The sequence below is a fragment of the Ensifer sp. LBL genome (assembly GCF_050435225.1).
In the GTDB taxonomy this organism is placed as follows: Bacteria; Pseudomonadota; Alphaproteobacteria; order Rhizobiales; family Rhizobiaceae; genus Ensifer.
The window spans coordinates 1471295-1483928 of sequence record NZ_JBNDJY010000001.1 but is presented as its reverse complement, the minus strand read 5'-3'; the positions used below and the strand labels follow the sequence as shown (position 1 = coordinate 1483928).

General features: G+C 63.9%; 11 protein-coding genes and 1 tRNA gene. 10 read left to right on the top strand and 2 right to left on the bottom strand.

All coding sequences use genetic code 11. The features are described 5' to 3' along the window. Window positions 1–13 precede the first annotated feature (13 nt). Window positions 14–90 (top strand) — tRNA-Met (locus tag OKW20_RS07320). 115 nt (window positions 91–205) lie between these two features. Here the strand turns inward: OKW20_RS07320 and OKW20_RS07315 are convergent. Then, complete coding sequence (locus OKW20_RS07315; protein ID WP_429171110.1) at window positions 206–949, bottom strand: alpha/beta fold hydrolase; 744 nt, start codon at window positions 947–949, stop codon at window positions 206–208. A 210-nt stretch (window positions 950–1159) separates the two neighbouring features. On the opposite strand from OKW20_RS07315, the gene OKW20_RS07310 reads away from it, so the two are divergent. From OKW20_RS07310 to deoA, 9 genes are all read left to right on the top strand, one after another. Beyond that, a complete protein-coding gene (locus OKW20_RS07310; RefSeq protein ID WP_429171108.1) occupies window positions 1160–1867 on the top strand; it encodes a lysoplasmalogenase in 708 nt (235 codons plus the stop codon). Continuing rightward, entirely contained in the window at window positions 1851–3269 is a 1419-nt protein-coding gene (locus OKW20_RS07305) for a coniferyl aldehyde dehydrogenase (protein WP_429171106.1), read from the top strand. Before OKW20_RS07310 ends, OKW20_RS07305 begins: the two co-directional genes overlap by 17 nt. Before the next feature lie 94 nt (window positions 3270–3363). Continuing rightward, complete coding sequence (locus OKW20_RS07300) at window positions 3364–5688, top strand: heavy metal translocating P-type ATPase (protein ID WP_429171104.1); 2325 nt, start codon at window positions 3364–3366, stop codon at window positions 5686–5688. Window positions 5689–5934: 246 nt separating this feature from the next. Beyond that, on the top strand, window positions 5935–7470 hold the full coding sequence (locus tag OKW20_RS07295) for an ABC transporter ATP-binding protein (RefSeq protein ID WP_043622811.1): 1536 nt from the start codon (window positions 5935–5937) through the stop codon (window positions 7468–7470). Continuing rightward, entirely contained in the window at window positions 7467–8600 is a 1134-nt protein-coding gene (locus tag OKW20_RS07290; RefSeq protein WP_034805123.1) for an ABC transporter permease, read from the top strand. Before OKW20_RS07295 ends, OKW20_RS07290 begins: the two co-directional genes overlap by 4 nt. A gap of 4 nt (window positions 8601–8604) precedes the next feature. Then, window positions 8605–9576: an ABC transporter permease gene (locus OKW20_RS07285; protein ID WP_043622808.1), complete on the top strand. Its 972-nt coding sequence runs from the start codon at window positions 8605–8607 to the stop codon at window positions 9574–9576. A gap of 4 nt (window positions 9577–9580) precedes the next feature. Continuing rightward, window positions 9581–9973 carry a cytidine deaminase gene (locus OKW20_RS07280; protein ID WP_034805117.1) on the top strand — a complete coding sequence of 131 codons (393 nt, stop codon included), beginning with the start codon at window positions 9581–9583 and terminating at the stop codon, window positions 9971–9973. Then, entirely contained in the window at window positions 9970–10776 is an 807-nt protein-coding gene (locus tag OKW20_RS07275) for a purine-nucleoside phosphorylase (protein WP_429111800.1), read from the top strand. Before OKW20_RS07280 ends, OKW20_RS07275 begins: the two co-directional genes overlap by 4 nt. After that, complete coding sequence (gene deoA / locus OKW20_RS07270) at window positions 10773–12089, top strand: thymidine phosphorylase (RefSeq protein ID WP_429171101.1); 1317 nt, start codon at window positions 10773–10775, stop codon at window positions 12087–12089. The genes OKW20_RS07275 and deoA overlap by 4 nt, the downstream gene beginning before the upstream one ends. On the opposite strand, the gene OKW20_RS07265 is transcribed toward deoA, so the two are convergent. Beyond that, on the bottom strand, window positions 12082–12606 hold the full coding sequence (locus OKW20_RS07265) for a TIGR02281 family clan AA aspartic protease (RefSeq protein WP_429171099.1): 525 nt from the start codon (window positions 12604–12606) through the stop codon (window positions 12082–12084). The two genes, deoA and OKW20_RS07265, sit on opposite strands and share 8 nt — an antisense overlap. Window positions 12607–12634: the final 28 nt, after the last annotated feature.

The window sequence follows — 12634 nt, the reverse complement described above, 5'->3', positions numbered from 1 at the left end:
GATTTGCGCTGGACGCGGGGTGGAGCAGCCCGGTAGCTCGTCAGGCTCATAACCTGAAGGCCGCAGGTTCAAATCCTGCCCCCGCAACCAAATCAAAAAAAGCCCGCCTGGAGAAATCCCGCGGGCTTTTGTCCGTTTAAAGACGAAGTTGACGCCGCACCAAAAGGCGAAATAAACAGTGCCAAGTCGCGCCGCCAGCACCCCATCAACGGGTTCTTGGCTCCCGCCGCTGCGCCGCGATTACCTCAGCCAGTATCTGAGTGAGTGCGCCGGGTCGCTCCAAGGGTACATAATGACCGCACTCGGGGATGATACGCAGATGTCCATCGAGGGCGGCTTCTGCCTGGGAGGCGCTGATCTTTGGCCCGGGAGCAACGTCGTCCGCACCGCTTACGATCGTGACACGGCCGGGAAACGCGGAGAGGCAATCATCCCGGCTCGGTCTTGTGTGGAACACGCTGACCCCGCGGGCGATCTCACCGGGTGAGTGCCGCAGTGCCATCCTTTTCGCCTGGCCGATGACAGCGGCGTTCGTAGCGCGTGAAAACAACGGCGCCCAGTAGGTTTCCCAGGCCGCCTCCACGCCATCCTCCTCGATCACCCGAAGAGCGCGTGCGTGCAAAGCCGGATCGGGCCGGTGTCTCGCTTTCGTACCAATGAGCACGAGAGAAGATACCCGTTCCGGCGCGATCATCGCGACCTCGAGTGCGCAGGATCCGCCGACGGAACAGCCGACCACGATGATGTTGTCGCCCTTGACAGGTTCGAGCGCGGCTCGCGCCCAAGCGTGAAGGGTGTCGCCTGCGCAATAGAGGCTTGGCGCATACGTTGCGTCAGGCAAAAGATGCATCTGCTTCGCCCACATGGAGCCGTCGAGCGGCAAGGCGTGCAACAACAGAAGTTCGGGGCCTGATTTTGGCTGCGGCAGGCTGGCGGGACTGGCGATCATGAACGCACTATGGGCCCGCCGCCGGCGAAAGGCCAATCCGGCCGCGAGAAAGTCGGTTCATCACATGGGCGATGACGGATCGCATATCATCGGGAAAGCGTGGTCGTTCTTGATGTCGCGCACCGCGCTGGACAATCGCGCAAAAATAGAAACTATCGCGGTGAACCGGAGCCCAAACGCGGCTCGGACAGGGCGGGGGAGTGGCGTCGCATGAGTTATCAGGGAACCCTGGACGTTCGGCGAAATCGACCCGCCTACGCGCTCTTTTTTGTCTGTGCCGCTTTGGCGATCCTCGGCAGCCTGCTTTCCGCCTCGGACGATTCTTTCTGGCGCTGGCTGCATTATCTGACCAAGCCCACGGCGACCCTGCTGCTTCTCGTCGTGGTGTTGCGAACGATCTCCCAAACATCCAGTGCCTATGCCTGGGCCGTCGCGATCGGCCTTGTCTTTGCGGCAGCCGGCGATGTCTTCCTGATGCTGCCGGGTGATTATTTCCTCGCCGGCCTCGTTTGCTTCCTGCTGACCCATTGCGCCTACATCTATGCGCTCACCCGCGACGCCAGACTTGCCGATAGCAAAGGCATCTTCGCTGCCTTTGCACTCGTCGCGCTCGCCGTCGTCGGCGGGCTCTGGACCTCGCTCCCGCCGGAGATGCGCATTCCCGTCATCATCTATGCACTGGCGCTCGGTGTCATGGCGGCCCAGGCCATCTCCCGCGCCCGGCATCTTTCGGGAACGCCTCGGGCGACGGCAGCACGGTTCGCCGCCTATGGTGGCCTGTTGTTCCTGATCAGCGACAGCATTCTCGCCTATGGCCGTTTCCGCTTCGCAATCCCCTTCAACGCGCTCTGGGTGCTCGGCACCTATTATGCCGCCCAATGGTTTTTTGCCCGTTCGACCGATGACCACATCCGCTGACAACCTTTCAGAGCTCCGCACCACCTTCGACCGCCTGCGAGCGGCCTGGCGCGACGAACGGGCATCCGTCGAGCAACGCCGTGCGGACCTGAGCCGGCTCAGGGAGCGCCTGCGCGCCCGCATGGAGGAGATGTGCGAGGCGATCGATCAGGACTTTGGTCATCGCGCCCGGCATGAGACATTGCTTGGCGAGGGGGGCGTCGTGCTCTCGGAAATCGATCACACGCTGGCAAGGCTCAAACATTGGGTACGGCCGGAACGACGCAAGGCCGGATGGAAGCTGTGGCCGGCGAAGGCGGAAGTGCGCTTCGTACCGCTCGGCGTCGTCGGGATCATTTCGCCATGGAACTATCCGGTCAATCTGGCGCTTGCCCCGCTGGTGGCGGCGATCGCCGCCGGCAACCACGTGTACCTGAAGCCGTCGGAACACACGCCGCGCACCGCGGAATTCCTTCGTTCGCTGCTTGCTGAAGTCTTTCCCGGGACGCGGGTGGCGGTCGCCTCGGGGCCGGCCGAGCTTTCGGCGGCCTTCTCGGCGCTGCCCTTCGATCACCTGTTCTTCACCGGCTCGACCGCCGTCGGGCGCAAGGTGATGGCGGCCGCCGCGCAGAACCTGACGCCCGTCACGCTGGAGCTCGGCGGCAAGTCGCCGGCGATCGTCGGAGAGCACGCGGACCTCGCCAAGGCCGCCGCCCGTATTGCAACCGGCAAGTTCTTCAACGCCGGCCAGACCTGCATCGCGCCCGACTATGTGCTGATCCATGAGAGCAAGCGGGATGCTTTCACGGAATTGCTGAAGCGGGAAATTGCCGCGCGCTACCGGTCGAAACGCGGTCTCGACGATTACACGTCGATCATCAACGACGCCCAGTACGAGCGCCTGAAGCGGCTGATTGCGGACGCCGAGGGGCGCGGCCATCCGGTGGTTTCGCTTCTCGACGGGGCAGTGGACGTGGTCGCGCGGCAACGCGTCCTCATGCCGACACTCGTGCTTGAGCCGGACCGCGATAGCGCCGTCATGGGCGAGGAAATATTTGGGCCGATCCTTCCCGTCGTCAGTTACGCCTCCATCGAGGAGGCCATCGCCTATGTGCGCGATCGCGACCGCCCGCTGGCGCTTTATTGCTTCAGTCGCGACAATGCCGAAATCGAGGCGGTTCTGTCGCGCATCGTCGCCGGCGGCGTCTGCGTCAACGACACGCTCTACCAGTTCGGCTGTAACGACCTGCCCTTCGGCGGCGTCGGCGCCAGCGGCATGGGGCACTATCACGGGCGCGACGGCTTCCTGACCTTCTCCAAGGCGATGCCGGTGCTGAGGAAACTCGATCCGGCACCGAGCGACCTGGTGAAACCACCCTATCGGGGTATCGCCGACTGGGTCATCCGCTTCCTGTCACGATAATTCGCCAAAAATCTGCATTCAGGCAGCAATTTGACCTTGTAGCTCTAGTTGCTAGAGGTCGTAGCCTTGCTTCAGAATTTGCAAGGAGCAGGTTATGGCGAGCACTATTCGGGAAGCCCGTTATCGCGTCGAAGGCATGGATTGCGCGTCCTGCGCGTCCAAAATCGATACGGCGGTGCGTCGGCTTTCGGGCGTCGAGGACGTATCGGTCTCTGTGTCGGCGGGCACCATGTCGGTCAAGTTTGCCGACGAGAACGATCTTTCGACATCGATCGTGAGCAGGGTCGGAAAGCTCGGCTATCGTTTGCATCCGATCCAGGCCGGCCAGGCGCCGGAACGCAAGACGGCCCATGTCTGCTCCGGGCACGATCACAATCATGAGCACGATCATGACCATGGCCATGACCACGATCACAGCTGTCACGATCACGACCACGATCATGATCACCGACGCGATGATCACGCCCATCATCATGAAGGCAATGCCGGCCATAAGAGTGAGGCGGCCGCAGCCGCGATGGGGCTTCATGGTCATGACCACGGCCCGTCGAGCGGTCCCTGGTGGAGATCGGGCAAGGGCAAGCTGACGATCGCCAGCGGCCTGGCGCTGATTGCTGCCTATGCGCTCGGCAAGACGATTCCGGCGACCGAGCCCTGGATCTTTACCCTCGCCATGCTCGTCGGCCTGTTGCCGATTGCGCGGCGCGCCTTTGTCGCTGCGACCATGGGCACTCCGTTTTCGATCGAGATGCTGATGACGATCGCCGCGATCGGCGCGGTCTTCATCGGCGCGACGGAAGAGGCGGCAATGGTCGTCCTGCTCTTCCTGGTCGGTGAGCTGCTGGAGGGCGTGGCCGCCGGCAAGGCGCGCGCCAGCATCCAGTCGCTGACGGCGCTCGTTCCGAAATCCGCCTTCGTCGAGCGCGATGGGCGGCTGGATGAGGTTCCGGCCGAAACGCTGAGCGTGGGCGCCGTCATTCTCGTTCGCCCCGGCGACCGCATTCCGGCTGACGGAGTCATTCTCTCCGGCGAAAGTGCCGTCGACGAAGCGCCGGTTACCGGCGAGAGCACGCCGGTGCGCAAGGAAGTCGATGACACCGTCGTTGCGGGCACCGTCAATGGCTCCGGCGCGCTGCGCGTGCAGGTCACGGCCGCCGCTGCCGACAACACCATTGCGCGCATCGTCCGCATGGTGGAGGAAGCCCAGGAGAGCAAGGCGCCGACCGAGCGCTTTATCGACCGCTTCTCGCGTTACTACACGCCGGGTGTCGTCGTCGTCGCGGCATTGGTCGCCGTTCTGCCGCCGCTTCTCGCGGGGGGCTCCTGGGATGAGTGGATCTACAAGGGGCTTGCCATCCTCCTGATCGGCTGCCCCTGCGCGCTGGTCATCTCGACGCCGGCAGCGATCGCCGCCAGCCTTTCGGCCGGCGCCCGTCGCGGGTTGCTGATGAAGGGTGGTGCAGTGCTTGAGAATGTCGGCAAGGTCACGGCCGCCGCCTTCGACAAGACCGGAACACTGACCGAAGGCAAGCCGAAGGTGACGGATATCGTCGGCTTCGGCCGGTCGGAAGCCGACGTCCTGCGCCTGGCCGCAGCGCTGGAACAGGGGTCGAGCCACCCGCTTGCCCGGGCCATTCTTGAACGCAGCACGGCCGATGGCGTTGCGATCCCCAACATCGCAACCGTCAACGCGGTCGGCGGCAAGGGGCTGGAAGGCACCGTCGAAGGCGCAGCACTCTTCTTCGGTTCGCCCAAAGCTGCCGCCGAGCGGACGCCGATGACGCCCGACGAAAAAGCGCGCGTCGCGGCACTCAACGATGAAGGCAAGACCGTTTCGGTGCTGGTGGCCGGCGGCGTGATTGCCGGCGCCATCGCCATGCGCGACGAGCCCCGGCCGGATGCGGCCGCGGGTGTGAAGGCGCTCACCGATGCCGGCCTGCGCGTCGTCATGCTGACCGGCGACAACCGCCGCACGGCCGAAGCGATCGGCCGCCAGTTCGGTATGGAGGTCCGCGCTGAACTGCTGCCCGAGGACAAGCAACGCATCGTGCGCGAACTGAAGGCGGAAGGCTTCAATGTCGCCAAGATCGGCGATGGCATCAACGACGCGCCGGCGCTGGCCGCGGCCGATATCGGTATCGCCATGGGCGGTGGCACCGATGTGGCGCTGGAAACGGCGGACGCGGCGGTCTTGCACGGCCGCGTGAGCGACGTTGCGGCGATGATCCGGCTCTCCCGCTCGACGATGCGCAACATCGTACAAAACATCACGATTGCGCTTGGTCTGAAGGCCGTCTTCCTGGTGACGACGATCATCGGCGTCACCGGCCTTTGGCCGGCGATCCTCGCCGACACCGGTGCCACCGTTCTCGTCACGATGAATGCCCTCAGACTGCTTCGGCCCGTGCGAGCCGCCTGAGACCACCACAACTCCCAGGACGAAGGACCGGCGGCACCCGTTGTCGCCGGTTTTTCGCGTCCAAGTGCCTGTGTATATTCACGCTGGACTCTCACCAGCGATCTGATGAGAGTATAAGGAGATCACGGTTGAGGGCTTTCGCCCCGAAAAATCGATGATAAACTTAGACCAAATGGTAAAAAAATCGCCGGCACGGTTTCTGGGAAGAATGCCGAAGCGGGCCAGTTTGGGGATCGCAAGGCCAATATGGACAATATTGCCATCGAACTGCGTGGGATCGACAAGAGTTTCGGTCCGGTCCACGCCAACAAGAACATCAATCTAAAGGTCCGCAAAGGGACGATCCACGGCATCATTGGCGAAAACGGTGCGGGAAAATCGACCCTGATGTCGATCCTCTACGGCTTCTATCAGGCCGATAGCGGTGAAATCCTCGTCGATGGAAAACCCGTCGCCATCCGTGATCCGAATGCGGCGATCGCCGCCGGCATCGGCATGGTCCACCAGCATTTTATGCTGGTCGAGAATTTCACGGTGCTCGAAAACATCATGCTCGGCGCCGAGGACAGCCAGATCCTCAACAAGGGCATCGCCAAGGCGCGCGTGGAATTGAAGCGTCTGGAGCGCGAATACGCGCTGGAAGTCGATCCGGATGCCGTCATCGAGGAGCTGCCCGTTGGTCTGCAGCAGCGCGTCGAGATCCTGAAGGCGCTCTATCGCCGGGCCGACATCCTGATCCTCGACGAGCCGACCGGCGTCTTGACGCCGGCCGAGGCCGACCACCTCTTCCGGGTGCTAGAACAGCTGAAGAACCAGGGCAAGACCGTCATCCTCATCACCCACAAGCTGCGCGAGATCATGGCGATCACCGACGAGGTATCGGTCATGCGCCGCGGCGAGATGGTCGCGACGCGCACGACGGCCGAGACCTCGGTGGAAGAGCTCGCTGAACTTATGGTCGGCCGTCGCGTCTTGCTGCGTGTCGAAAAGGGCGAAGCCAAGCCCGGCGAGGTGAAGCTCGCCGTCGAGGGGCTGACGGTCAAGGACGGCCGCGGCGTCACCATGGTCGACAACGTCTCGCTCAACCTGAGGGCGGGCGAGATCGTCGGCATCGCCGGCGTTGCCGGCAACGGCCAGTCCGAACTGCTCGAAGCGATCTCCGGTATCCGCCGGGCCGTGTCGGGCTCCGTGCTTCTGAACGGCAAGCCGATCGATGTTACCGGCCGCGCCGATCCTTCGGAACTGCGCAACCGTGGTCTCGCCCACGTGCCGGAAGACCGCCATCATGTCGGCCTCGTCCTGAAGTTCGAGGAATGCGAAAACGCGATCCTCGGCTACCATCACGACAAGCGTTACCTCAACGGCGTCTTCCTGAACGTCGATGCGATCCGCAAGGACGCCGAGCAGCGCATCGCCGAATACGACATCCGCCCGCCGAACCCGCGGTTGAAGACCGCTAACTTCTCCGGCGGCAACCAGCAGAAGATCGTGCTGGCGCGTGAAATGGAGCGCGGGCCCGATGTGCTGATCATCGGTCAGCCGACGCGCGGCGTCGATGTCGGCGCTATCGAATTCATCCATAGACGGATCATCGAGATGCGTGACCAGGGCATGGCTGTCCTTTTGGTCTCCGTGGAACTCGATGAAATCCGCGCCCTGTCGGACCGTATCCTCGTCATGTTTGCCGGCCGTGTCGTCGGCGAGCGCGATCCGGATGCGACCGAGGGCGAACTCGGCCTGCTGATGGCCGGCGTTGAAGGCCGCAAGGAGGCCGCAGAATGAGCACCCCCTATGCTAAGCTTCCGGGCTGGGTCGAATACGGCCTCGTCCCGCTGGTCAACCTCGCCGTTGCCTTCCTCGTCGCCGGTCTCGTCGTGCTGCTCGTCGGTGAAAACCCGCTGGAGGCGGCCTATCACCTGATCAACGGCGCCTTCGGCCGCGGCGAATATCTCGGCTTTACGCTGTACTACGCGACCACCTTCATCTTCACCGGTCTTGCCGTCGCGGTCGCTTTCCATGCCGGCCTCTTCAACATCGGCGGCGAAGGCCAGGCCTATGTCGGGGGCATCGGCGTGGCACTCGCCTGCCTTTGGCTCGACCAGACGATGCCGTGGTTCGTCGTCTTCCCGCTGGCGATCCTCGGATCCGCCTTCTTCGGCGCCGCCTGGGCCTTCCTGCCGGGCTGGCTGCAGGCCAAGCGCGGCAGCCACATCGTCATCACGACGATCATGTTCAACTTCATCGCCTCGAGCCTGATGGTCTACCTGCTCACACGCGTCCTGAAGCCGCTTGGCTCCATGTCGCCGCAGACGCGGACCTTCGCCGAAGGCGGGCAACTGCCCAAGCTCGATTGGCTGCTCGCGATCTTTGGCCTCGATATCGGCACGGCGCCGTTCAACGTGTCGTTCCTGCTGGCGCTGGTCGCGGCCTTCTGCGTCTGGCTTTTGATCTGGCGCACCAAGCTCGGCTATGAGATGCGCACCATGGGCCACAGCCCTTCGGCAGCACGTTACGCCGGCATGAGCGAGAGCCGCATTACCGTCATCACCATGATGATCTCAGGCGCGCTTGCCGGCATGATGGCGCTCAATCCGATCATGGGCGAACAGGGGCGCATGCAGCTCGACTTCGTGCAGGGCGCAGGCTTCGTCGGTATCGCCGTGGCGCTGATGGGCCGCTCGCATCCGGCCGGCATCATCCCGGCGGCCATTCTCTTCGGCATGCTCTACCAGGGCGGAGCAGAAATCTCCTTCGAAATGCCGTCGATCTCGCGCGACATGATCGTCATCATCCAGGGTCTCGTCATTCTCTTTGCCGGTGCACTCGAAAACATGTTCAGGCCGGCGATTGCCCGGCTGTTTGCGATGCAGAGCCGCCGTGCGGCCGTCGTGGCACAGACCAAGGGAGCTTGAAGCCATGGATTTCTTCCACGTCATCGTGGTGCTCCTTGAGTCCACCATCCGCGTATCCGTTCCGCTGATCTTCGCAGCGCTGGCAGGGCTCTTTACCGAGCGCGCCGGCATCTTCGACATCGGCCTTGAAGGCAAGATGCTTGGGGCCGCCTTCGCCGCCGGCGCTGTTGCTGCCGTCACCCAATCCGTCTGGATGGGGCTGCTCGCCGCCATCCTGATCTCGATCGCGCTGTCGCTGGTGCACGGCTATGCCTCGATCACCCAGCGCGGCAACCAGATCGTCTCTGGCGTCGCCATCAACTTCATCGTCGCCGGCTCGACCGTCATTCTCGGTGAAGCCTGGTTCCGCCAGGGTGGCCGCACGCCGGCGCTCGGCGAAGGCGCGCGCTTCCAGACGATCACCTTCCCCTATGCCGACAGTATCCGGGAAATCCCGATCCTCGGCCCGATCTATTCGGACCTGCTTTCCGGGCATTTCATCCTGACCTATGTCGCCTTCGCCATGGTGCCGATCAGCTGGTGGATCCTCTACCGCACCCGTTTCGGTCTGCGTTTGCGCGCGGTCGGCGAGAACCCCGGCGCGGTCGACACCGCCGGCATCTCGGTGATCTGGATGCGCTATCGCGCCGTCATCTGCTGCGGCATTCTCTGCGGCTTTGCCGGCGCCTATCTGTCGCTGGCCATGACCGCCGGCTTCGTCAAGGGCATGACCGCCGGCAAGGGCTATATCGCGCTGGCAGCGCTGATCTTCGCCAAGTGGCGGCCGTTCAATATCATGCTTGCCTGCCTGCTCTTCGGCTTCCTCGATGCGCTCGCCATCCGCCTGCAGGGCAATCCGCTGCCGCTGATCGGCCAGGTGCCGGTGCAGCTGATGCAGGCGCTGCCCTACATCCTCACCGTGATCCTGCTTGCCGGCTTCATCGGCAAGGCCATTCCGCCGAAGGCCGGCGGCGTCCCCTATGTGAAGGAGCGCTAGAACTATGGAAAAGGAACTGTTCGAAGCCGCGCGCGACGCAATGGCCAAGGCGCATGCGCCCTACTCGAAATTTCCGGTCGGCGCGGCGATCCGCGCCGAAGACGGCAAGATCTATACCGGCGCCAACATCGAGAACCTGTCGTTTCCCGAGGGATGGTGTGCCGAGACCACCGCGATCAGCCATATGGTCATGGCCGGCCAGCGCAAGATCATGGAAGTGGCCGTGATCGCCGAGAAGCTGGCGCTCTGCCCACCTTGCGGCGGCTGCCGTCAGCGGCTGGCGGAATTTTCCGGCGCCAGCACGCGTATCTTCCTCTGTGACGAGACCGGGGTGAAGAAGACTCTGGCGCTATCCGATCTCCTTCCGCACAGCTTCGAGACCGAGATCCTGGGATGACCGCGGCTGCTGAACTGTTGAAGGCCCGGCTCGGCGACCTGTCTCCGCGTTATGGCATCGTGCTCGGCTCGGGCCTCGGTTCGCTGGTCGAGGCTTTGGACGAGACGTTGCGCCTCTCCTACGCCGAAATCCCCGGCTTCCCGGTCAGCAGCGTCTCCGGTCATGCCGGCGAGCTCGTGGCCGGAACGCTCTCGGGTGTGCCCGTTGTCATGCTCTCCGGTCGGGTTCACTACTACGAACAGGGCGACGCCAATGCGATGCGCGGTCCGCTGGAAACCCTGAAGGCGCTCGGCATCGAATGCCTGGTGCTGACCAATTCCGCCGGATCGCTGCGCGAGGATCTGCCGCCGGGATCGGTGATGCGGATCTCCGATCACATCAACTATTCGGGCTTCAACCCGTTGATCGGCGTCGAAAGCGACGATCGCTTCGTCGGCATGACCAATGCCTATGATGCAGAGCTTGCGGGGCGAATGCAGGAGAGCGCCGAGCGCCTCGGCATTCCGCTTCTCGCCGGCGTCTATATGTGGTTTTCCGGCCCGAGCTTCGAAACGCCGGCGGAGATCCGCATGGCGCGCATCCTCGGCGCCGATGCCGTCGGCATGTCGACGGTTCCGGAAGTCATCCTCGCACGCTTCTTCGGCCTCCGCGTCGTTGCCGCCTCTGTCATCACCAATTTCGGCGCCGGCATGACCGGTGGCGAGATCAGCCATCACGAGACCAAGGACATGGCGCCGGTCGGCGGCAAGCGGCTGGCCGCAATCCTCGCAGACATGATCGCGGCCGACGCGGTGCGCGGGTGACGATGCTTCCGCAGGAAACCATCAGGCGCAAGCGCAACGGCGAGCACCTCGCCCCGGCCGAGATCGCGGATTTCATTCGCGGCCTGTCGGATGGGTCGATCTCCGAAGGGCAGGTCGCCGCCTTCGCCATGGCGATCTGGTTCTCCGGCATGAGCCGCGAGGAGACCGTCGCGCTGACATTGGCGATGCGCGACAGCGGCGAAACACTCGACTGGAGCGGCATTTCACGCCCCATTGCCGACAAGCATTCGACTGGCGGTGTCGGCGACAACGTCTCTCTGATGCTGGCGCCGATCGTTGCTGCCTGCGGGCTTGCCGTGCCGATGATATCAGGGCGTGGCCTCGGGCACACCGGCGGCACGCTCGACAAGCTGGAATCCATACCCGGCTATGATATCCAGCCCTCGGCGGCTGTCTTCCGCCGCACGGTCGACGAGATCGGCTGCGCGATCATCGGCCAGACCGCCAATCTCGCGCCTGCCGACAAACGCCTCTATGCGATCCGCGACGTCACCGCGACCGTCGATTCCGTACCGCTGATCACGGCCTCTATCCTGTCGAAGAAGCTCGCTGCCGGCCTTCAGTCGCTGGTGCTCGACGTCAAGCTCGGCAACGGTTCCTTCATGAGCGACACGCGCGAGGCCGAGATCCTGGCGCGCTCGCTGGTCGATGTCGCAAACGGCGCCGGCGTGCGCACCTGCGCACTTCTAACCGACATGAACGAACCGCTGGCAGACGCGGCCGGCAATGCGCTGGAGATCGACAACTGCCTGGCTTTCCTGCGGGGAGAGAAGAAGGGAACACGGCTTGAAACGGTCGTGCTCGCCTTTGCCGCCGAAATGCTGGTGGCGGGCGGGGTTGCCGGCGATGCCGAACAGGGCGAAGCCCAGGCGCGCAAGGTGCTTGGCAGCGGAGAAGCGCTGGAACGCTTCGGGAAAATGGTCCATGCGCTGGGTGGACCGGCGGATTTCATCGAGCGCTCGGTCGCCTATCTCGGCCGTGCGCCGGTCATCCTGCCGGTCGAGACCGAGCAATCCGGCTATCTGGCTGCCTGCGAGACGCGGGAACTGGGCATGGCCGTGATCGCCCTCGGCGGCGGGCGTTCGCATCCGGACGACAGAATCGATCATCGCGTCGGTTTCGACGCCCTGAAGCCGCTTGGAACGCGGGTCGAGAAGGGCGATTTGATCGCCTTCGTTCACGCGGCCGACCAGGGGGCTGCGGAAGCGGCCCGGCGACGCCTGTTGGAACTCTACACGATCGACGACGTCGAGCCGGAGACGAGGTCTCCTATCCTGGCCAAGATCACCTGACGAGGTGCAGGGCGCCGTCCTCCACGCGGAAGGACGACAATCGGTTGAGGAAAGTCATGCCGATCAGCGTGCCGGAAAGCGCCTTGTCCGGCAGCACAAGCGCCTGCACGTCGCGCACCACGATACCGCCAATCTCGATCCGGCTCAGCATGGTCGGAGCCGCTTCGATGACCCCGTTGGCGGTGCTGACGCGGGAGACAAACGAGAGCGAGCTGGGCGAGATGCCGAGCCGGCGCGCGGTTGAAATGTTGATGGCAATGGCGCTGGCGCCCGTGTCGACCAGCCCGCGTTCGGTGCGGCCGTTGATGCGAAACGTGCCGAAGAAATGGCCCCTTCCGTCCGCGTCGAGCACGACGCTGCGTCCAGAGGCGTATTTCGCTGTCATTGCCGGCGCGGCAGGCGTCGTTTCGACGGCCGAGTTGCTGTCGGCCTGTGTCAGGACGCTCGTCGCGAAGTGAGGCACCAGCATCGCCGCAAGCGCGGCCACACCGGCCAATGTAAGCAGACGGACGAGCATGGACATCACCTCTCGATCGAACAGATAT